Origin of the sequence: Aeromonas sp. R1-1 (assembly GCF_040908495.1) — a bacterium.
GTDB lineage: Bacteria > Pseudomonadota > Gammaproteobacteria > Enterobacterales > Aeromonadaceae > Aeromonas > Aeromonas veronii.
Genome location: NZ_JBFODV010000103.1, coordinates 38,811 through 58,627, shown reverse-complemented (window position 1 = coordinate 58,627; position 19,817 = coordinate 38,811). Strand labels below are relative to the sequence as shown.

Below are 19,817 nucleotides of genomic sequence, written 5' to 3'. Positions count from 1 at the left end.
AATGGGTCATTGAACATGATGAACAACAGAAACAACGGCTTTACCCTGATTGAACTGGTGCTGGTGATCATAGTGCTGGGGATCCTGGCCGTCACCGCCCTGCCCCGCTTTATCAATATCAAGGATGATGCCCTGAAAAGCACGGTCTCGGCGACCGCAGGCAGCTTTGCCAGTGCAGTTCAGCTGGCTCATGCTGGCTGGGCAGTGAAAGTACAGGGGCAAGCGATCGCGCTCTACAACCTGAGCAGCTTTGGTAAAGGCGATGTGGATATCAATCGATATGGTTGGCCAACGGGCTCGAAGGAAGACCAAGGGAGTGCGGGAAGCGATAAACCATATCAGCCGGGCTCAGGTAACCATATATCGGTCAACAATGATGATGACTGTGAATTGCTATTCAATGACCTGCTTGATGGAGACCAAACGGTCACCCCCATAACTCCCAACGCTGTGAATATCCCAGAAGGGTTTGATTATCTATCCACACAAGTCGGTTCAGGCCATCAAGATGAGGATGAAGGCAACGAGAAACACTTCAACTGCCGCTATATCCTGCGCGACTCAATCAACCGCTTCCAGACCAACCCGGATTATCGAAACGGCCTCGGCTTCGAGTACAACAGCGTTACCGGTGCCGTGACCCGCAATTTTGATTGAGCTCAGCCTCTTCTGCGCAAGCTCGCTCTTTGCTTGAATCATCATCATAACGAACCGGCGTGCAGCAGCGCCGGTTCTCCTGAGTGAGCCCCCACTCCTCGCACCATGCATCGTAACGGGCCAGCCAACGCAGCAATATCCCTTTCATCGTCACACCTCCGCCAACAGGTTCAGGTCAAAAACCATCCTAATCAGAGTTGGCAAGGGGAGCAAGTCATCCCCATAACCGCGATCAGGCGGAATAAAAAGAGCCGGTCAGCATGGCTGACCGGCTCTTTTCACATTCCCTGAAGAGGTTATCCCATGAGCGACAGCTCATCAGCCTCACAGACTCTTCAGCTTCTCTTCCGGCAAGGCCAGCTCGTCGTTGTGGTTGACGCCGATACCGCGCTCCAGCACATGACGGGCGATGGCGTGCGCCTCTTCCAGCGAGTGCATGCTGTAGGTGCCGCACTGATACTCGTTCAGCTCGGGGATCTTGGCCTGATCCTGCACGGTCAGCACGTCGCTCATGGCCGCCTGCCAGGCTGCGCCAACACGGGCTTCGTCCGGCGCGCCGATCAGGCTCATGTAGAAGCCGGTACGGCAACCCATGGGGGAGATGTCGATGATCTCCACGCCGTTGCCGTTCAGGTGATCACGCATAAAACCGGCGAACAGGTGCTCCAGCGTATGGATACCGCGCTCGGAGAGGATCTCCTGATTCGGCACACAGAAACGCAGGTCGAACACGGTAATAGTGTCCTTGTTCGGGGTCTGCATGGTCTTGGCCACACGCACCGCTGGCGCTTCCATACGGGTGTGGTCAACGGTAAAACTGTCCAATAACGGCATTTCTGACTCCTGATTTGGTTACCAGAACCAGCCCCCACGGGAGAGCTGATCCTTGCATTGACGGTACTGGGCGCCGTAGCGCTGGGCGCGAGCTTCCACTTTGCGAGAGGTCTTCATCAACCACCCCTTGCTGCGATAGCTGCCACGCCGGTAGCCACCCCACCCTTCGTGATAGTTGAGGTACTGGCCATAGGCATCCCACTTGGAGGTGCCATTTAGCCGCTGGGCCTTGTTAGTGTACCAACCCATAAAATCGATGGCGTCGGCAAAGTCATCGCGGTCACTCCAGCTGTTGCCGGTTTCCCGCTGGTAATCCGCCCAGGTTTCATCTTTGACCTGAGCATAACCATAAGCCGAACTGGCCCGCCCGGTCGGGATGAAGAGGAAATACTGCATCGGCGGCTGGGCATCATGTACGTAAGAGGACTCCTGATACATCATGGCCATCACCACATGGATCGGCGTCCCCCACTTCTCGTTCATCTTGAGCGCGGCCTTGTGCCAGTCAGGCTTCTCGCGAAAGATCTGGCACAGATTCTCCGGCTGAGCCGGTGGACGGGTACTACAGGCGGTCAGGCCCGCCAACAGGCTGGCGACCACAGCAAAACGCATCCACCCCATCAAATGAGGTCGCGCTTCACGCCTCTGGTCAGGTAAAGAGATAGCCAAGGTCAGATCGCGTCTTCGTTCTCTTCGCCGGTACGGATACGAATGACACGCTCCACCTCGCAGACGAAGATCTTGCCATCACCAATCTTGCCAGTACGGGCGGTGTTCTGGATCGCTTCCAGACAGGCATCGAGATCCTCGTCCTGCACCACCAGCTCCACCTTCACTTTCGGCAGGAAGTCGACCATATATTCGGCGCCGCGATAGAGCTCGGTATGGCCCTTCTGGCGGCCGAAGCCTTTGACTTCGGATACGGTCATGCCGTTGATGCCGATCTCGGCCAGGGCCTCGCGCACATCGTCCAGCTTGAACGGTTTGATGATGGCTTCAATCTTCTTCATGGTGACTCCTTACCAGTTCTGTTTGCCGAACCCGGATGTAATGGGGTAACGGCGATCCTTACCAAAGTTGCGAGCCGTAATGCGGGGCCCAACCGCCGCCTGACGGCGCTTGTATTCGTTGAGGTCCACGAGGCGGATCACCTTGCGCACCACCGCCTCCTCGAAGCCCTCTGCCACCATGTCGGCGACCGAGGCATCCTCTTCCACGTAACGTTTGAGGATGGCATCGAGGATGTCGTATGGCGGCAGGCTGTCCTGATCCACCTGATCCGGCGCCAATTCTGCCGAAGGGGGGCGGTCGATAACCCGCTGCGGGATCACGTAGTCAACCGAGTTGCGATATTCGCACAGCTTGAAAACCAGCGTCTTGGGCACATCTTTCAGCACGTCGAAACCGCCCGCCATGTCACCGTACAGCGTGGCATAACCGACTGCCATTTCGCTCTTGTTGCCAGTGGTCAGCACGATACGACGACGTTTGTTGGAGAGCGCCATCAGCAGCACGCCGCGGCAGCGGGCCTGCAGGTTCTCTTCGGTCGTATCGCGGGCGGTGCCTTCAAAAAGCGGCGCCAGCTGGGTCATAAATCCTTCGAACATCGGCTCGATGGAGATGATGTTGAACTCAACCCCCATCCGCTCGGCCTGCTCCTTGGCATCTTCCACACTCATCTGTGCTGTGTAGCGGAACGGCATCATCACCGCCTGCACCTTGTCGGCCCCGATGGCATCGGCCGCGATGGCCAGCGTCAGCGCCGAGTCGATCCCACCGGAGAGACCCAGCACAGCGCCGTGGAAGCCGTTCTTGGTAACGTAGTCGCGCACTGCCAGCACCAGCGCCTGATAGGTCTCTGCCAACGGCTCAAGCGGCGCAGCCGGTTCACACTCTTTCACCGGCTGGCCATCAGCAAAACGTACCAGCGCCAGCTCTTCGGCAAACGGGGCCAGCTTGTGAGTCAACTCGCCCTGGCTACTGAACACCTTGGAGCAGCCGTCGAAAATCAGCTCGTCCTGACCGCACACCTGATTGAGGTAGACCAGCGGCAGACCGGTCTGATCGCAGCGCTCGGCCATCAGCTCGCGGCGGATCCAGGGTTTTTCCTGATCATAGGGCGAGGCGTTGATGGTGAGCAGCAGTTCGGCCCCTGCCGCCTTGGCGGCCAGCGCCGGACCCGGCTGCCACAGATCTTCACAGATGAGCAGCCCCAGCTGGTGACCACGGAACGGCACCACGCAGGTCTCGGTTGCCGCGGTGAAGTAGCGCTTCTCATCAAACACGCCGTAGTTGGGCAAGTCCTGCTTGAAGTAACGGGCAATCAGCTTACCCTGCTCATAGAGTGACGCCGCGTTGTAGAGCGCCTCGCCTTCACGCCAGGGATGACCCACCAAAATGGCACAGTTGCCCTGCCATTCGGCAACACGAGCCAACGCGGCTTCGACCCGCATCATCAGATCGGCGCGCAGCAGCAGATCTTCCGGTGGATAGCCGGTCAGGGCCAGCTCGGAGCAGACCAGCAGATCGGCACCTTGCTGTCCGGCTTGAGCTGCCGCAGCGAGCACTTTGTCAGTGTTATCTTCGATGGCGCCTACCGTCAGATTCAACTGGGCAAGCATCAGAGAGAGGGCTTTTGCCATGGCGATGCATCTTGAATTCGAAAATGATGGGGAATGATAAAGAAAAGGTGGGCAATCTGCCAGTTCAAGACAGGCGTAACCGTGTGACAGCAACCTGCGGGAAGGATAAGCTGTAGATAGTCACGGAACGACAGGCCTTCGCAGATATGAAAAACGCCGGATTTACCCTAATGGAGTTGATGATAGCCATTGCGCTGGGCGTCATTCTGTTGGGGATTGGTATTCCTTCCCTCTCTAACCTGCTTGGCAGCAATAATTTGGCGACCCAGGAAAAAAGCCTTCTCAACCACTTAAACTATGCCAGACAACAGGCTATCTCTAACCAGCAAACGGTTACTCTCTGCCTGACCACTATCAATAATTCTGTAGAAGAGTGCGTTACTGCCAATCAAAATGGAGCGACCCGGCAGATCGCTTTTATCGATACTAATAGCGATCAGAAGCTCAATGGCAGCGAAACAACTCTGACGGCAAGTCCCGAGTTTCCTGCAGAACTGGCCATTTCTGCAGATGCACAGGCGCTTCGCTTCACCCCTGATGGCACCATTACGTCTGATAGCGAGGTCATTTTTTCACTCTGTGTAAGCGGTGAAAAGGGCATTGAGATTGCAGTTATGCCTGCCGGGCGTGCCCATAGCCAGGCAAGTGGTGCTGTATGTCCATGACCTGCGTTAACTACCGCGAAACACACACGAGCACAAAAGGATCCATTTCAATCCAATGGCTATGCTTAGAGTCTCCTTTGAACAAGGACTCATACGCTATGGCACGAAATGGATTTACCCTGCTTGAGTTTTTAATATCTGCAAGCCTGACAACCATCCTGCTGACCTTGGGACTGCCGTCATTGGCAAATCTGCTGACATCTACCGACAGCGACATCTACACAAGAAACCTGCAGGACCACCTGATCTTCGGCCAACGGCAAGCCATCACACAGCAGCAACCCGTCACAGCATGTCTTGCCATGCCTGTCAGAAACTCCACAAAAGAAGGCTGTGTACTCGCAAATCAAACCGGCGCCCAGCGCATGCTTGTCTTTATCGACACCAATCAGGATCGCCAATTCGATATTGCAAGTGGCGATATCTTGTTATCAGCAACAGAACCCTTTCTTGAAAAACATACCGTGACGGCTAATCGACAATTTGTGCGATTTAGTCCAGATGGCACTGCGATTGGCACCAACATGACACTCCGGTTTTGTATCGACCAAGCACCTCGAGTCGATATCATCGTTTCCCCATCCGGCAGAAGCAGAAGCGAAAAAAAGGGGCTGAGTTGTTCTTAGCCCCTTTACCCTACTCAATAACCAACGTTATCTGGGTTGGATTTCATCTTGTTTTTTTGCATCAGCCAGCGAAAAGGTGGCCGCCAAAGGAACGCACTCGATTACCTCTGTGACAAGATGCACCACCCCATCAATCTCATAACCTTTCTGTTTAAACACCCTGACCAGACTTGCCTTGCTCGTATCAGTTACCGGTTGCTGCAACACCATCTGCACGCCACCTTCCAGAGTGACATAACATTTTATGTCTTCCGTTTGGGCATGAACCAACAAGGGCAAGCCCACACACCAGAGCAGCATGCGTTTCATCCCTGTTCTCCTTCATAGAGATAGATTTTCTTGGGAGACATATCCATTTTTGCCTCTTCCGCACCTTGTGAGCATTCTCCTTCACCGGTACAGCGCTCAGGCTCTCCCTTCCCATCATCTTTGAGGATGACCTCCTTGCCCGGAGCACCCCCTATAATCCTGATCCGACCATCATCCCCACCATGAATAACCAGATCATCAGCAACCTTATTTTGCACCTCTACGTAACGCTGAATAACTTCCTGATTGTTGCTATCCAGTATATATTTGAAAGAAGTGCCATAGTGCATATCAATCATATATTGGCGCATGGCACCGATCGATTGAATCGTACATTGTTGGAAGTCCTGTACCTGAGGCAAGAAGGAAGTGAAATAGAGCTTGCCTTGCAACACCAAACCAGCCCCCATCGATTTTTCACCGCTTTCATTGAGCCAGAATTTCCATCCTAGCTTGCTGGTCAACGCCTTGGTGGTGTTTACAATCTGCTCTTCATTCAAACCCGTAAAGGGATCGCTGGTCACATCGTAGAGATCGTTCAGTGTGATACTTGATGGCACCGCTGGTTCAGACGTTGCCCCAAACAAGGTTGGATTAACATTGTAGTCACGTAGCATCACATACACATTTTGGGTTGTCGCTTCTGAGGAAGGACGATTTCTATCACCACTGCCTATCAATACGGCATCAAACGGACGCTCACTGTAAAGATAATTTGTACCATCATACTTCCAACCTTTATTGATGGTGCGCACCAATACGGGCTGAGTAAAGAAGCGACGGTCGTCTGCCAGTTTCTTATCACCCTCACTTAAATGGGCATTACCCAAACTGGCAAATTTGATGGCCGTCCATTTGGATTTTTCTGTCCCCTTCATGTCGATGCGCCAGATCTGGCCACCGGTATCTCCTGCATAGATTCGGTCTGAAATACCATCTCCATCACTATCCAGCACGGAGACAGAGCCAGGCATGCTATAAACCATGCCTGCAACTTGTTTGTTGGTTGCACTGGCCGCATCCGGGGTAAAGCTGAACAACAGCGTGCCGGCCTCAGCATCCACGATATAAATACCCACCCCTTCACTGTCTTCAGCCCCCTGGCCCAAATAGCTCTTGGCCTGATCATAACCTCCAGAGAATATCAGGACTGGCTTATAGGTTTTTTTACCATTGGTTTCGGTGTAATAACCGGGAATAAACGCAACCTCGGGGATCGACCAGGTCTCGCCCAGTTTGTTGAAACCGGCGCTGTTTTTATCCAACCGCCACATCAGCGAAGGGGAGTCCGGATTGGATATATTCAACGCATAATAGGCCTTGCCACCACCCCGCAGCCCGGTAAATAACCACACCTTGTCACCTTGTGACGACTTGATATGACCATCTTTTACTTGCTCATTGACCAGCACTGTAGGCGATGCATCCACACCATAGAGATGCACTGATGAGTCCAGGTTCTCTCGCAGCGCTTTCTGATTCGCGATAAATTGATAAGGCATAACGGCCCAGCTTTCATCAACCGTGGTGCCACTGTCTTTAAACATATGCAAGAAGCCGGCATTACTTCCCATCATAATGCGCAAGTCAGGTGTACATGTAGTCTGTCCTGTCGACGTTGTACAACCGTAGTTGATCACTAACGGCCGTGAATGCAACGGGTCACCAAGAATATGCTCCCGACTATCTGATCTATCACCATCCTGATTCTCATCAAACGCATCTATCCCCTTGGTCCAATTAAGCAGGTCATCCATGCTATCAGCACTATCAAGCTTCATGACAGTGCGTAGCTGCGTCGCCCCGCCTGCCATACCCTCAAGAGCAGACTTGCTAAAGGGAGTTAATGTATTAGTGGAAGGGGGAATAATATAAAGATTGCGATTGGTTTTAGCTGCCAGCATCTCTTGTACCCCACCCTCGGCAACCTTGTTACCATCACTGGTGGATGACCAATAGGTTCTTGCTGACTCAAGAATTGTTCCATCACTGGATATCGCAGGTAAGCCGCTCTGATCGACTACATAACCCTTATCTGGATTCAGAACCAGCTTTTTAAGATTTCCCTTCCATCGTGGACCAGAACCAGGCTCAAACATTGCATAATAAATATTATTCAGGCTGCGAGTACGGTCAAAGTTATTAGTGGCAATGGCGGGAGATACCAGCGAGGTATTCATTTTCAAGATAGCTAGTAATGATGATTTTAATGCTTCGTTAAGTTGGGTTGCATCGGTTGCTGGATAGTATTTACCCCCACCACGACGAGCGGTCTCTGCCAATAATGCACCAGCCCCCTTAATTGCTTCATCTCCAAAACCCACGGTGAATGTTGTGACTGTTTGTTTGCCAATAGCCGAGGTGTTTACATCATTGTTTTTCATATATCCGGCAAGTGCAGCAAGATAGCTTTTTTCACCAGAAGAGCCATAACTAACCAAGCCGTCATAAGCAACCTTATCCTCTGTAGATAACGTACTGATCAGGTTGGCAACAAGGGAATCTGCTGCTTTATCATTGGTTGGTTCACCATCTGTCATATAGATGATATAACCATTATTGGAACATTTATCATAGGGATTTTTATATATACCCGATGTTACTTCAGCATTGCTATCACGCTTGGGAGTACGATTTACATCATCGTCACCAAAGTACACCCCCAAACCGCCAAAGTATCTATATGATTCATATAATGTTTCACACAAGGGAGTCCAAGTGTCAGAGCTCAAACTATTTACCTTGTCAATCAAATCCTGCGCACCGCTTTTACCAGAGGTGAGGATGGCATCGTTACCTACAATATTGCGGATTATTCTTCCGCCATTTCTACTACCTGGTTCATTGCCATCATTGTAGTTAAAAACAGCCAGACCAAAATCGACAGCTGGCGTAGCCAAAACCAGTTCTTTGACTGCATCCTGAGCAACTTTCAATCGAGTTTGTGTTGACACACCTGCACTACCGTAATACCAACGGACATAATTTGCCGTAAATAATGAGATCTGGGTAGAACTACCACTAGCAAGAGCATTGGCTACGTTTGATGTGTAAAACCAGCTTCCCGTTGTACGATTTGGCTTGTCAACGGGATAACCATCAACAATATATGTTGAATATGGACCTGAATATTGATTGTTTGCGTTTTGCTCATCAATATCTTGCTGGCAATCTGCAATTATTATACTGTAAATATCAAAATCATTTAGAGAACGCCAACGCCCCTTTCTATTTTTATCATATATTTCATATCCCCAAACTCGTGACTGAAATCGACCCACATTATTTAGAGGGCCTTTAGATGTCGCACATGCATTTAAATTCTCACTAAAACGTTTGGTACTGTTGATAGTGGGAACTTTTCCATCACTGGAGAAATAGATGAAGCGATTACTATTGTTAACATCTGGATCATTAGCCAATGATGGATAACTTATCGATGAGTCATAAGGCTCTTTAGCAACTTCGGTTGTATTTTTCATACTCCCCGAGTTATCGAAAATAAAGAGCACCTTAGGGCGGAAGTCCCCCGCCTTGGCAAAGTCATAAATAAACAACTCGGTATCGTCGGAATAACCAGTACCTACCGCCAAAGATCCCCCTGATATTCCGCAACACAATACCAGCAAGCTTGTAAACAAACAGTTCCTTATGTTCATCACCCGCTCCCTAATTGGCACTGAGCAAGGGTTGTTCTACCCCAGCAGTAAAGGTCATTTGGCTATTCACCTTGCCATAAGCACTGGATGTGGTGGCTTCAGCATAACGACAAGCTGGCGTTACATTCTGGCTACTGGCTTCAAATTTGCGTTTACATACACTTTCTGTATTGACTGTCAGAGTCGTCGATGAAGTAGTCGTGCCTATTGCAGCTGAAACCCCAATTGCCTGTGTAGCAATTTGTGTTGAGAGAGAAGTATCGCTCAATGCAGACTCCAGAGTACCTTCAACTTCGTGCTCTGCCCGTTGCAAACTGGCACTGGAACCCGCCATCTTCAGACTCATACCACTGGATTGCATGACAACTACCGCAATCAGAGTCAAAGGAACCAGAATAACCAGTGCGACTATCAGTGCAATCCCTTGCTGTTGTTGAAACGATCTCATGTGCCACTCCGAGTAACAATTTGCGGGTTACGCAATGCGATGCTGCTTTCCAGCAATAGGCGGCGATAGCCATCGCCATTGCCTTTTATCGGGGGCAGATTGCCAAGTTGATAGGTGTTATTATTTTTGTAACGTGCAGACTCTTTCGCCGCTCTAATTAATAAAAATAACCGCACCCCCAATACCCGACCTTCATTCCAACTCTGAGCAGCCATCTGGTCAGCTGAAAGATATCTATCGATATGCCCATCGGGGATCACTGAATCATCAATACCGAACATCAGTATCATATGTTCAACCCCTTCCGCCATGGCGCCACCAATCAGAGAAGAACCACCATTGACGGTCAAATAGCGCTTGCGTAAAACAGGAATGCCATCTTCTTGTGATAGGTAATAAATGTAGTGCTGGTATTCCCAGATCTGGCTCTCATTATTGGCACCAAAGAGTGGTCTGGTTTCGCTTCCCTTGATGACTCTCGCCTCCTGACTATTGGTTGCCATATAAAAGCGGTTTGTATCCAATCCCTCTGATGCGGGTATAGGACGCCCTACCAATCGCTTGATACTGATAACATCCGAGTTTGCCACCCGATCAGCAGCGAGAATACAAGCGAATCCAGCCAATCCTTTGGAGGTTGATACCCGGCTTACCCATAGCCCCCTGATGGGACCAGCATTTGATGGCAAACTACCGACAGAACGCTCATCCAGACAATCGCTACTGGCAGGAACAATGCTACCAGCACTGAGGGTCAGAGAGGGGCCAACTTGCGTTGACTGACCGGTATAAGCTCCAAAAAAGCCAGCCCATTTGATATCCTGGCTAATCAGTCGAATGGCCAATCGACCATTTTCCTGTAATTCACTTTGATCAAAGGCATCTTCAGAGCTGGAGCGAGACATAACAAAAACTGTGAATACCCCCGCCAACAAAAATAGACCGAGCAGCATAGCGACCAGCCACTCTACCAGCGTGAAACCGCGAGAATTCATAAAGTCGTCGTCAGAATAAACTGGCGCCTCGAAAGATTATTTGCTGTCGAGAGTTGACACTCATTGATCAGCGTTGCTGCGGCGGCAGCAGCCCCCCCATCAGATATATCTTGCTTGCCAGCCCAGAATATCCCGACAGCCAATACATTATTGGCCCGCCGCACCACGCAGCCTATCGGTGAATTCAAGGAAGATGACGCCCCCGACACACTGGCCCCAAGTAAGGCTTGTTGCCAGTAGTGAAGGTCGGCATTACGTAAATCTGCAGCACTGCACGCGCTGATTGTGCCATCAGCAGCGGCGCATGTCGGACGTGGCAAGTTGGCGGCAAGATTGACGGTCACTGCACCGGATGCACTCCAGCTATCGCGATTTATCCGTACTCGTTCAACCATATCGTTAGCCAGCCAGCTGGCAATAGTACGCTGACGAGCTTCATAACTGGCAAATTTGGAATGGGTTTGCAAAGCAACCAGACCAAGCAGCCCCAGCGACAGGATGACAGCGGTGATCATCACCTCCAGCAGGCTGAATCCCCTCTCATGTGATGAAACACGAATGGCCATGGCTATTCCCAACAGCTATTGCTAGCTGCACCAGAGGCACTTTTGACACCCAACTGATTAATGGAAAACACCGTGCAATCGGTATCTTTGGCTTGGGCTGTCGTCGCGCCAGCACTGGCTGACAAGGTGTAGGTGTTGCCTGATACGGCAATGGATAATTGATACAGGCCATTCTCAGATGCACTACTGATACCAAGAGCAGCAGCAGAGGATGCATACTGATTGAAATCCATAAAATAGGTTTCTTGCCGATTGGCTGCATTGAGCAGCATGCTCTTGGCTTCGACACGATGACTGGTCAGCACATATTGCTGATAGGCGGGATAAGCGATGGTGCCAAGAATCGCCACGATGGCGATGACAATCATCAACTCAATAAGAGAAAAGCCACGAAAGTATCCAATCATATCCCATCCTTGGTGACAGACTGCTTCATAAGTTTAACGCCGAGCCTGTCTCATGAACAAACCCGGCGTCATTATCAACACACTTTATTCTTAAGCCTTCCTGGCTGCACTCAAATTATTCTAAGTTCGGGAGGAACCTCAAAGACTACGTTCTCTTCACGGCCAGGATGCTCAGCGACCACCTTGCCACCCAGCTCCCGCAGGCGGGCAATCACGTTTTGCACCAGCACCTCGGGGGCTGATGCACCTGCAGTGACGCCGATCGCCTTCACCCCTTCCAACCAGCTCGCCTCGATCATCGACGCATCGTCGATAAGATAGGCTCTGGCGCCCACCTTCTCGGCCAGCTCCCGCAGACGGTTGGAGTTGGAGGAATTGCGAGACCCTACCACCAGCATGGCGTCCACCAGCCCCGCCATCTCCCGCACCGCATCCTGACGGTTCTGGGTGGCGTAGCAGATATCATCCTTACGCGGCCCCTGGATCTTGGGGAAGTGCTTGCGCAGCGCATCGATAACATCAGAGGTCTCGTCCACGCTCAGGGTGGTCTGGGTGACAAAACAGAGGTCATCCGGATTCTTCACCTTGAGCTTGGCCACATCTTCCGGTGTCTCCACCAGATACATGCCACCCTCACGGTTCTCGTATTGTCCCATGGTCCCGATCACCTCGGGGTGACCGGCGTGGCCGATGAGCACAGCCTCGGAGCCCTTGCGGCTGGCGCGATGAACCTCCATGTGCACCTTGGTCACCAGCGGACAGGTGGCATCAAATACCTTGAGGGCGCGGGACTTGGCCATCTCGCGCACTGTCTTGGCCACGCCGTGAGCAGAGAAGATGACGATGCTGTCATCCGGCACCTCGTCCAGCTCCTCGACGAAGACAGCGCCCGCCTCTTTCAGCTTGTTCACCACATAACGGTTATGCACCACTTCGTGGCGGACATAGATGGGGGCCCCGAACTTCTCCAGCGCGCTCTCGACAATGCTGATGGCGCGATCGACACCGGCGCAAAAACCGCGAGGGTTAGCGAGCAGAATATCCATTAATGCACCTTCTCCTCATCATCAACGCCCAGGATCTCCACCTCGAAGGTGACGGTATGACCGGCCAGCGGGTGGTTGAAATCGACCGTGACCGACATCCCGGCTACCGCCCGGATGATGCCCGGCAGCTCGCTGCCATTGGGCTGATCGAACAGGATGATGGTGCCGACTTTTGGCTCCACATCGGCGCCAAATTTGGCACGGTCGAGATGGTAGATGTTGTCGGGATTGGAGAGACCAAAGGCCTCTTCCGGCGCCAGCGTAAAACTCTTGCTCTCCCCTTCGCTCAGCCCCAGCAGACACTGCTCGAAGGTGGGAGTCAGGCTGCCATCGCCCATCCGCAGGCGGGCAGGTTTGCCGTGCAGCGCAGTGCTGTCGGCAACCGAGCCATCTTCCAGCTTGATGGAGAAGTGGAACAGCACGCTGCTGTTAGCGGTGATCTGCTGGCTCATGCCTGCTCCTTTTTCTCACCACGGAAACCGTCCAGCACAATCATGGCGGCCCCGATAAAGATAAAGCTGTCAGCCAGATTGAATGCCGGCCAGTGCGCACGCTGCCAGTAGAAGTCGAGGAAATCGACCACATGGCCCAGCACCAGTCGATCAAAGACGTTGCCGAGGGCGCCGCCGATGATGAGTGAATAGGCGATACCGCTCCAACGCTGGGTCACCGACTGCTTGCGCAGCCAGTGGATCAGCAATCCACAGATGGCAAAAGCCAGCACCGCGAAGAACCAGCGCTGCCAGCCCCCCTGATCAGCCAGAAAGCTGAATGCGGCGCCCTTGTTGTAGACGTGAACCAGATTGAAGAAGGGGGTGATCTCCACCCCCGGGTAACCAAATGGCAGCAACTTGACCACGGCGAGCTTGCTCGCCTGGTCCAGTACAAAGGCCAGCACTGCCAGCCACAGCCAACGCAGGCCGCTTTTATGTTGAGTCATGTTCATCAGGCAAATTGACGAGTTTCGCCGTCACCCTCAACGTTGGTCACACAGCGACCACAGATCTCTTCGTGACCCGCGATGGTGCCCACATCTTCTACATGGTGCCAGCAGCGGTCGCACTTGGCGGCAGCAGACTGGGCCACGCTCAACCACAGGTCATCACGCTCGGTCGCCACAGAGCCTTCCGGCGCAGTGTCAGCCTCCACAACCTTGGCTTTGGAGGTGAGCAGCACGAAGCGCAGCTCATCGGCCAGCGCGTTCAGACGAGCGGCCAGCTCCGGCTTGGCGAACAGGGTCAGCTCGGCCTGCAGGGAACCGCCGATACGCTTCTCGCCACGGGCCACTTCCAGCGCCTTGTTCACTTCACCACGCACGGTGAGGATCTCGGCCCAGAACTCGTCGTTGAGGGTTTCACCCGCTTCCAGCCCGAACAGGCCGTCGTACCACTCTTCGGTGAAGACGAACTCGCAGCGTTCACCCGGCAGCAGGGCCCAGATTTCATCAGCGGTGAAGCTCATGATCGGCGCCATCCAGCGCACCATGGCCTCGGCGATGTGATAAAGGGCGGTCTGGCAAGAGCGACGTGCCAGGCTGTCAGCCTTGGCGGTGTACTGACGATCCTTGATGACATCCAGATAGAAGGAGCCCATCTCGATGGAGCAGAACTGCATCAGCTTCTGGGTTACACCGTGGAAGTTGTACTCGTCGAATGCCGCCATGATCTCGGCCTGTACCGCTTTGGCACGACCCACAGCCCAACGATCCACCACTACCATGTCGGCAGGTGCCACCATGTCGGTCGCCGGATTGAAGCCGTTCAGGTTGGCCAGCAGGAAGCGGGCAGTGTTGCGAATACGACGATAAGCATCGGCAGAGCGCTTGAGGATCTCGTCGGAGACAGTCATCTCGCCGGTGTAGTCAGTGCTCGCTACCCACAGACGCAGGATGTCTGCACCCAGCTTGTTCATTACGTCCTGCGGGCTCACCACGTTGCCGATGGACTTGGACATCTTGCGACCCTGACCATCCACAGTGAAGCCGTGAGTCAGCACCTGGTTGTAGGGAGCCTTGTCTTTCATGGCCACACCAATCATCAGGGAGGACATAAACCAGCCACGGTGCTGGTCAGAACCTTCCAGATACATGTCGGCTGGCTTGCCGTTGAACTCGGGACGGGCATCGACCACGGAGGCGTGGGTAGAACCGGAGTCAAACCAGACGTCGAGGGTGTCAGGCACTTTCTCGTAGTTGTCGGCATCGGCGCCCAGCAGCTCGGCCTTGTCCAGATCCCACCAGGCCTGGATGCCGGACTGCTCGACCCGCTTGGCCACCTCTTCCATCAGGCGTACAGATTCCGGATGCAGTGCCTGAGTATCCTTGTGAACGAACAGGGAGATGGGCACACCCCAGGTACGCTGACGGGAGATACACCAGTCCGGACGGTTCTCGACCATCGCCTGGATGCGGTTTTTACCCCAAGCCGGCACCCAGCCGCTCTGACCGTGCTGGGCAATGCCCTCTTTCTCGATACGCTCGATCTCTTCAAGAGCGCGCTTGCGCAGACCCTTCTGCTCCATGCTGATGAACCACTGCGGGGTGGCACGGAAGATGATCGGGGTCTTGTGACGCCAGCAGTGCGGATAGGAGTGGTTGAACACCTTGTGGTGCAGCAGGGCGCCACGCTCGGTCAACACCTCGACAACCGCTGCGTTGGCCTTGAATACGTGCTGGCCGGCAAACAGTTCGGTATCCGGCAGATAGACGCCGTTGCTGCCAACCGGGTTGGCCACTTCCAGACCGTACTTCTGACCGACTACGAAGTCTTCCTGACCGTGGCCAGGGGCGGTGTGAACGGCACCGGTACCGGCATCCAGAGTGACGTGATCGCCCAGTACCACCGGCACATCAAAGCTGTAGAAGGGGTGGTTGAAGCGCAGCAGCTCCAGAGCCGCACCTTTGGCGTAGCCCAGGTTGTGGTAGTGCTCGATACCGGCGCGATCCATCACATCCTTGACCAGCTCGGCGGCCAGGATCAGACGCTCGGGGTTCTCCCCTTCAACCTGAACCAGTGCGTAGTCCAGATCGGCGTGCATGGCGATGGCGCGGTTGGCCGGCAAGGTCCACGGGGTAGTGGTCCAGATCACGGCAGAGAGGGTGCCTTTGCCGGTGTGGCCTTCGGCGCAGTCAAACTTGGCGGCAACAGCGGCCTCGTCGACGGCCTTGAAGCGCACGTCGATGGAGGGGGAGTTCTTGTCGTAGTACTCAACCTCGGCTTCAGCCAGCGCGGAGCCGCAATCGGTACACCAGTGCACCGGCTTGGAGCCTTTGTGCAGGTGGCCGTTTTCAACAATCTTGGCCATGGAGCGGATGATGTTGGCTTCGGTGCCAAAATCCATGGTCAGGTAGGGATGTTCCCAGTCACCCAGCACGCCCAGACGGATGAAGTCGGTCTTCTGCGCTTCGATCTGGGTCTTGGCGTATTTGCGGCACTCGGCGCGGAATTCGGCAGCGGAAACCTTCTCGCCCGGCTTGCCGACCATGCCTTCTACTTTCAGTTCGATAGGCAGACCGTGGCAATCCCAACCCGGCACATAGGGGGAATCGAAACCGGAGAGGCCCTTGGACTTGATGATGATGTCTTTGAGGATCTTGTTGACCGAGTGACCGATGTGAATGTTGCCGTTCGCATAGGGGGGGCCATCGTGCAGAATGAAAGAAGGCTTGCCCGCTTTGGCGCGGCGAATAGCGCCGTAGAGATCCTGATCGTACCAACGTTTCAGCATGTTGGGTTCGCGCTTGGCCAGATCGCCACGCATCGGAAACTCGGTTTCCGGAAGATTCAGGGTGTGTTTATAGTCGCTCATCAGTCCTGGGTTCCCTTCTTTTCTAAAAGAGTGCTGGGTAAATGAAATTGCGGCAGCCCGAACCAGGCTCGGGCCGCCAGGGCATCTCGTTCGATCTGCTCTTTCAAGGCAGTGAAAGAGGCAAACTTCTGCTCTTCGCGCAGCTTGTGGCGAAGCAGCACCTTGACCTGTTGACCGTAAAGGTCACCAGAAAAATCAAACAGATGTACTTCCAATCTGGCTTGTGTACCGCTCAAGGTCGGCCGTACACCCACATTGGCTACACCGGGGAAGGTCTTGCCGGAACATATCACTTCCACCGCAAACACGCCACCGACCGGGATTACCTGACGCTTGAGGGCCAGATTGGCGGTGGGAAAACCTATGGTGCGCCCCAGCTTGTCGCCGTGGGCCACCCGGCCGCTGATGGTATAGGGGCGGCCGAGCATCAGCTCAACCTCCGCCATACGGCCCGCCTTGAGCGCCTCGCGCACCAACGTGCTGCTGACCCGCTGACGGGATAGCTGGAAGCTCTGGGTGCTGATCACCTCGAAACCGAAGCGCTGGCCCGCCGCCTCCAGCAGGTGGAAGTCCCCTTCCCGCCCCTTGCCGAAGCGAAAATCGTCGCCGACCACCAGATAGCGCACGCCAAGCTTCTCGACCAGCAGCTGCTCGATGAAGGTAGCAGCCGCCTGACTGGCAAAGCGGTGGCTGAAGCGTACGCAGAGCATGCGGTCGATCTGCAACCCCTTGAGCGCTTCATACTTCTCGCGCAAGCGGCTCAGGCGTGCCGGCGCCTCGCTACCGGCAAACAGCTCCAGCGGCTGCGGCTCGAACAGCATGACGCAGGCGGGCAATCCCAGCTGGGCCGCTTTCTCCCTGAGACGTGCCAGTACCGCATGGTGACCCTGATGAACCCCATCAAAGTTGCCAATGGTCAATACACATCCCCGGTGACGGGGCTTGAGATTGTGAATACCGCGAATAAGCTCCATCGCTGCCTTGTGCGTTGCTGCTGTCGAAATCGCCGGATTATATATCAGGCAGCAGGCAGGGTCAGCCCTCATAGCCTGATTTCAACTATCCGGGCCCAATCACGCCCCCTGCGGCGCCATGGGGCACTATCCCCATGGCGCCGCAGGATCACGACTACTGCTGCCCCGATTTAAGGTGACGCGGCCGAATGCCCAGCAGCAGCAGTACCACTGCATAGACCGCAGCCCCCAGCGACAGCAGCATGGTCAGCTGCAAACTGGCCTTACCCATGCTCCATGCGCCCCACTGGGCCAGATCCGGCGACAGATAGGCGAGCACGCCCCCCATCAGCACGCTGGCGACCAGCAGCTTGAGGCAGAACACGCCAGTATGGCGGGAGGGACGATAGACGCTCTGCTGGTACAACCCCTTGAACAGCAAGGCCGCATTCAGAGTGCCCGAGCAGGCGGTCGAGAGCGCCAGCCCCACGTAACCGAGCGGGTAGATAAAGATGAGGTTGCAGACCATGTTGGCAATCATCGACATCACCCCGATCCGCACCGGCGTCTTGGTGTCCTGACGGGCATAGTAACCGGGCGCCAGCACCTTGATCAGCATCAGGGAGAGCAGACCGGTAGTGGAGGCCAGCAGGCTCGCGCTCGACATGCTCACTTCATGCAGGCCAAACTCGCCGCGCATGAACAGTACTCGCAAAATGGGCTCGCGCATCACCGCAATGCCTATCATGGCGGGCAGGCCGAGCAGCATCACCATCCGCACCCCCCAATCCATGGTGCGGGAAAAGTCGGCAGGGTCTGCATCCACATGCTTTTTCGCCAGCGCAGGCAGGATCACGGTACTGATGGCCACCGCAAACAGCCCGAGGGGGAACTCCAGCAGGCGATCCGAGTAGTAGAGGTAACTGATGGCACCAGTCGCCAGGAAGGAAGCCAGCATGGTGTTGACCAGCAGGTTGATCTGGCTGACCGAGACCCCGAACAGGGCCGGGATCATCAGTGTGCGGATCTTCACTACCCCAGGGTGATTCCATCCCCACTTGGGCCATACCAGCATGTTGATTTGGCGCAAAAAGGGGTACTGGAACAAAAACTGCACCAAACCGCCCAAAAAGACACCAATCGCCAGCGAGATCTCAGGTTTGTCCATCAGTGGCGCAATCCACCAGGCCGCCGCAATCATGGTGATGTTGAGAAACACCGGCGTAAACGACGAGACCGCAAAGCGGCCGAAGGTGTTGAGGATAGCCCCCGCCATGGCGGTAAAGGTGATGAACCAGAGGTAAGGGAAGGTGATTTTGAGCATCAGACTGGCGAGCTCGAACTTCTCGGCCGCAGGGCCGCCGTGCAGCCAGTCCCAGAACCAGCCCCAGCCAAACAGCGCGGTCAGCACACCCGACCCCAGCACACCAAGCAGGGTGACCACAGTCACTATCCCCCCCAGCGTGCCCGCTACCGCCGCCAGCAATTCACGCACCTCCCCCTCGTCGCCATTTTTCTTGTACTCCGTCATCACGGGAACAAAGGCCTGGTTGAAGGCACCTTCGGCGAACAAACGACGCAGAAAGTTGGGAATGCGATTGGCAAAAAAGAAGACGTCGGCGGCCACCCCGGCACCGAGCAGATTTGCGATGACCACATCGCGAACCAAGCCCATTACGCGGGATGCCAGCGTCATTCCGGACACTATCATGCCGGATTTGATCAATTTCTTACTCAAGACGAGGCCTCTGGAACTGTCAGAATGAAAAGAATGCTGCTAGAATCGGCCGACAGTTTAACCGTCTCCCTACTGACACACCACCGGGAGGCGGTGTTTATTTGCACAAATCATTTGACAATATGTGGTTGGAAGGGCATATTTCCGGGCCTTTTCAATACACTCGCTAAGACAGTTTTAGGAGTTTTACCTTGGCTAACATCAAATCTGCTAAGAAGCGCGCTCTTCAGTCAGAAAAACGCCGTCAGCACAACGCCAGCCGTCGTTCCATGACCCGTACCTACCTGAAGAAAGTCATTGCTGCTATCGCCTCTGGCGACAAAGCTGCTGCGACTGCCGCTTTCGCTGTTGCTCAGCCGATCATGGATCGTATGGCGACCAAAGGCCTGATCCACAAGAACAAAGCTGCTCGTCACAAGAGCCGCCTGTCTGCCCAGATCAAAGCTATGGCTTAATCAGCGTCTG

General features: G+C 54.2%; 21 protein-coding genes. 4 read left to right on the top strand and 17 right to left on the bottom strand.

Going from position 1 to position 19,817, the window contains the following annotated elements; genetic code table 11:
- Positions 1 to 15 precede the first annotated feature (15 nt).
- Positions 16 to 657, top strand: coding sequence for a type II secretion system protein (locus AB5Y92_RS06230; protein ID WP_042053354.1), 642 nt, complete (start codon positions 16 to 18; stop codon positions 655 to 657).
- Here the strand turns inward: AB5Y92_RS06230 and AB5Y92_RS06225 are convergent.
- The 5 genes from AB5Y92_RS06225 to AB5Y92_RS06205 all read right to left on the bottom strand — a co-directional run bounded on the left by AB5Y92_RS06225 (position 626) and on the right by AB5Y92_RS06205 (position 4,133).
- Positions 626 to 805, bottom strand: a complete 180-nt coding sequence (locus AB5Y92_RS06225) for a DUF5363 family protein (RefSeq protein ID WP_074042662.1) — start codon at positions 803 to 805, stop codon at positions 626 to 628. The two genes, AB5Y92_RS06230 and AB5Y92_RS06225, sit on opposite strands and share 32 nt — an antisense overlap.
- A 176-nt stretch (positions 806 to 981) precedes the next feature.
- Positions 982 to 1,491, bottom strand: a complete 510-nt coding sequence (gene luxS, locus AB5Y92_RS06220) for an S-ribosylhomocysteine lyase (protein WP_005340462.1) — start codon at positions 1,489 to 1,491, stop codon at positions 982 to 984.
- A gap of 18 nt (positions 1,492 to 1,509) precedes the next feature.
- Positions 1,510 to 2,103: a hypothetical protein gene (locus AB5Y92_RS06215; protein WP_272951253.1), complete on the bottom strand. Its 594-nt coding sequence runs from the start codon at positions 2,101 to 2,103 to the stop codon at positions 1,510 to 1,512.
- Positions 2,104 to 2,162: 59 nt separating this feature from the next.
- Positions 2,163 to 2,501 carry a nitrogen regulatory protein P-II gene (gene glnB / locus AB5Y92_RS06210; protein WP_005308848.1) on the bottom strand — a complete coding sequence of 113 codons (339 nt, stop codon included), beginning with the start codon at positions 2,499 to 2,501 and terminating at the stop codon, positions 2,163 to 2,165.
- Positions 2,502 to 2,510: 9 nt separating this feature from the next.
- The gene (locus tag AB5Y92_RS06205; RefSeq protein WP_368225971.1) at positions 2,511 to 4,133 is read right to left on the bottom strand and encodes an NAD+ synthase; all 1,623 of its coding nucleotides are present in this window, start codon (positions 4,131 to 4,133) and stop codon (positions 2,511 to 2,513) included.
- Positions 4,134 to 4,279: 146 nt separating this feature from the next.
- On the opposite strand from AB5Y92_RS06205, the gene AB5Y92_RS06200 reads away from it, so the two are divergent.
- Together AB5Y92_RS06200 and AB5Y92_RS06195 are read left to right on the top strand one after the other, a co-directional pair.
- Positions 4,280 to 4,798 carry a GspH/FimT family pseudopilin gene (locus AB5Y92_RS06200; protein WP_019445570.1) on the top strand — a complete coding sequence of 173 codons (519 nt, stop codon included), beginning with the start codon at positions 4,280 to 4,282 and terminating at the stop codon, positions 4,796 to 4,798.
- A gap of 98 nt (positions 4,799 to 4,896) precedes the next feature.
- Positions 4,897 to 5,424: a GspH/FimT family protein gene (locus tag AB5Y92_RS06195; RefSeq protein ID WP_005348947.1), complete on the top strand. Its 528-nt coding sequence runs from the start codon at positions 4,897 to 4,899 to the stop codon at positions 5,422 to 5,424.
- Positions 5,425 to 5,451: 27 nt separating this feature from the next.
- Here the strand turns inward: AB5Y92_RS06195 and tapY2 are convergent, their stop codons facing one another.
- The 12 genes from tapY2 to murJ form a co-directional block, all read right to left on the bottom strand.
- Positions 5,452 to 5,733, bottom strand: coding sequence for a type IVa secretion system protein TapY2 (tapY2, locus tag AB5Y92_RS06190; RefSeq protein ID WP_164537719.1), 282 nt, complete (start codon positions 5,731 to 5,733; stop codon positions 5,452 to 5,454).
- On the bottom strand, positions 5,730 to 9,392 hold the full coding sequence (locus AB5Y92_RS06185; protein WP_368225967.1) for a pilus assembly protein: 3,663 nt from the start codon (positions 9,390 to 9,392) through the stop codon (positions 5,730 to 5,732). The genes tapY2 and AB5Y92_RS06185 overlap by 4 nt, the downstream gene beginning before the upstream one ends.
- Before the next feature lie 10 nt (positions 9,393 to 9,402).
- Positions 9,403 to 9,840, bottom strand: coding sequence for a type IVa pilus pseudopilin TppD (gene tppD / locus AB5Y92_RS06180; RefSeq protein WP_164537721.1), 438 nt, complete (start codon positions 9,838 to 9,840; stop codon positions 9,403 to 9,405).
- Entirely contained in the window at positions 9,837 to 10,835 is a 999-nt protein-coding gene (locus AB5Y92_RS06175) for a PilW family protein (protein WP_150390241.1), read from the bottom strand. Before AB5Y92_RS06175 ends, tppD begins: the two co-directional genes overlap by 4 nt.
- Positions 10,832 to 11,401: a type IV pilus modification protein PilV gene (gene pilV / locus AB5Y92_RS06170; RefSeq protein ID WP_368225964.1), complete on the bottom strand. Its 570-nt coding sequence runs from the start codon at positions 11,399 to 11,401 to the stop codon at positions 10,832 to 10,834. Before pilV ends, AB5Y92_RS06175 begins: the two co-directional genes overlap by 4 nt.
- A 2-nt stretch (positions 11,402 to 11,403) precedes the next feature.
- Entirely contained in the window at positions 11,404 to 11,808 is a 405-nt protein-coding gene (locus tag AB5Y92_RS06165; protein WP_019445575.1) for a type IV pilin protein, read from the bottom strand.
- A gap of 110 nt (positions 11,809 to 11,918) precedes the next feature.
- Positions 11,919 to 12,854 (bottom strand): 4-hydroxy-3-methylbut-2-enyl diphosphate reductase, encoded by a 936-nt coding sequence (gene ispH, locus AB5Y92_RS06160; protein WP_058057986.1) that lies wholly within the window; start codon positions 12,852 to 12,854, stop codon positions 11,919 to 11,921.
- Positions 12,854 to 13,306, bottom strand: a complete 453-nt coding sequence (gene fkpB / locus AB5Y92_RS06155) for an FKBP-type peptidyl-prolyl cis-trans isomerase (RefSeq protein ID WP_005341354.1) — start codon at positions 13,304 to 13,306, stop codon at positions 12,854 to 12,856. The genes ispH and fkpB overlap by 1 nt, the downstream gene beginning before the upstream one ends.
- Positions 13,303 to 13,800: a signal peptidase II gene (gene lspA, locus AB5Y92_RS06150; RefSeq protein ID WP_005340447.1), complete on the bottom strand. Its 498-nt coding sequence runs from the start codon at positions 13,798 to 13,800 to the stop codon at positions 13,303 to 13,305. The genes fkpB and lspA overlap by 4 nt, the downstream gene beginning before the upstream one ends.
- Positions 13,800 to 16,661, bottom strand: coding sequence for an isoleucine--tRNA ligase (gene ileS, locus AB5Y92_RS06145; RefSeq protein WP_368225961.1), 2,862 nt, complete (start codon positions 16,659 to 16,661; stop codon positions 13,800 to 13,802). The genes lspA and ileS overlap by 1 nt, the downstream gene beginning before the upstream one ends.
- Positions 16,661 to 17,635, bottom strand: coding sequence for a bifunctional riboflavin kinase/FAD synthetase (gene ribF, locus AB5Y92_RS06140; RefSeq protein ID WP_368225958.1), 975 nt, complete (start codon positions 17,633 to 17,635; stop codon positions 16,661 to 16,663). The genes ileS and ribF overlap by 1 nt, the downstream gene beginning before the upstream one ends.
- A 154-nt stretch (positions 17,636 to 17,789) precedes the next feature.
- On the bottom strand, positions 17,790 to 19,352 hold the full coding sequence (gene murJ / locus AB5Y92_RS06135) for a murein biosynthesis integral membrane protein MurJ (RefSeq protein ID WP_005348927.1): 1,563 nt from the start codon (positions 19,350 to 19,352) through the stop codon (positions 17,790 to 17,792).
- A 191-nt stretch (positions 19,353 to 19,543) separates the two neighbouring features.
- Here murJ and rpsT point away from each other — a divergent pair, with 191 nt between their 5' ends.
- Complete coding sequence (gene rpsT, locus AB5Y92_RS06130; RefSeq protein ID WP_005308808.1) at positions 19,544 to 19,807, top strand: 30S ribosomal protein S20; 264 nt, start codon at positions 19,544 to 19,546, stop codon at positions 19,805 to 19,807.
- Positions 19,808 to 19,817 lie beyond the last annotated feature (10 nt).

What these genes read in the sequence shown, in the direction of transcription:
- AB5Y92_RS06230 (WP_042053354.1), top strand. Translation starts at nt 16, where the DNA reads ATGATGAACAACAGAAACAACGGCTTTACCCTGATTGAACTGGTGCTG.
- AB5Y92_RS06225 (WP_074042662.1), bottom strand. Translation starts at nt 805, where the DNA reads ATGAAAGGGATATTGCTGCGTTGGCTGGCCCGTTACGATGCATGGTGC.
- luxS (WP_005340462.1), bottom strand. Translation starts at nt 1,491, where the DNA reads ATGCCGTTATTGGACAGTTTTACCGTTGACCACACCCGTATGGAAGCG.
- AB5Y92_RS06215 (WP_272951253.1), bottom strand. Translation starts at nt 2,103, where the DNA reads ATGCGTTTTGCTGTGGTCGCCAGCCTGTTGGCGGGCCTGACCGCCTGT.
- glnB (WP_005308848.1), bottom strand. Translation starts at nt 2,501, where the DNA reads ATGAAGAAGATTGAAGCCATCATCAAACCGTTCAAGCTGGACGATGTG.
- AB5Y92_RS06205 (WP_368225971.1), bottom strand. Translation starts at nt 4,133, where the DNA reads ATGGCAAAAGCCCTCTCTCTGATGCTTGCCCAGTTGAATCTGACGGTA.
- AB5Y92_RS06200 (WP_019445570.1), top strand. Translation starts at nt 4,280, where the DNA reads ATGAAAAACGCCGGATTTACCCTAATGGAGTTGATGATAGCCATTGCG.
- AB5Y92_RS06195 (WP_005348947.1), top strand. Translation starts at nt 4,897, where the DNA reads ATGGCACGAAATGGATTTACCCTGCTTGAGTTTTTAATATCTGCAAGC.
- tapY2 (WP_164537719.1), bottom strand. Translation starts at nt 5,733, where the DNA reads ATGAAACGCATGCTGCTCTGGTGTGTGGGCTTGCCCTTGTTGGTTCAT.
- AB5Y92_RS06185 (WP_368225967.1), bottom strand. Translation starts at nt 9,392, where the DNA reads ATGAACATAAGGAACTGTTTGTTTACAAGCTTGCTGGTATTGTGTTGC.
- tppD (WP_164537721.1), bottom strand. Translation starts at nt 9,840, where the DNA reads ATGAGATCGTTTCAACAACAGCAAGGGATTGCACTGATAGTCGCACTG.
- AB5Y92_RS06175 (WP_150390241.1), bottom strand. Translation starts at nt 10,835, where the DNA reads ATGAATTCTCGCGGTTTCACGCTGGTAGAGTGGCTGGTCGCTATGCTG.
- pilV (WP_368225964.1), bottom strand. Translation starts at nt 11,401, where the DNA reads ATGGCCATTCGTGTTTCATCACATGAGAGGGGATTCAGCCTGCTGGAG.
- AB5Y92_RS06165 (WP_019445575.1), bottom strand. Translation starts at nt 11,808, where the DNA reads ATGATTGGATACTTTCGTGGCTTTTCTCTTATTGAGTTGATGATTGTC.
- ispH (WP_058057986.1), bottom strand. Translation starts at nt 12,854, where the DNA reads ATGGATATTCTGCTCGCTAACCCTCGCGGTTTTTGCGCCGGTGTCGAT.
- fkpB (WP_005341354.1), bottom strand. Translation starts at nt 13,306, where the DNA reads ATGAGCCAGCAGATCACCGCTAACAGCAGCGTGCTGTTCCACTTCTCC.
- lspA (WP_005340447.1), bottom strand. Translation starts at nt 13,800, where the DNA reads ATGAACATGACTCAACATAAAAGCGGCCTGCGTTGGCTGTGGCTGGCA.
- ileS (WP_368225961.1), bottom strand. Translation starts at nt 16,661, where the DNA reads ATGAGCGACTATAAACACACCCTGAATCTTCCGGAAACCGAGTTTCCG.
- ribF (WP_368225958.1), bottom strand. Translation starts at nt 17,635, where the DNA reads ATGGAGCTTATTCGCGGTATTCACAATCTCAAGCCCCGTCACCGGGGA.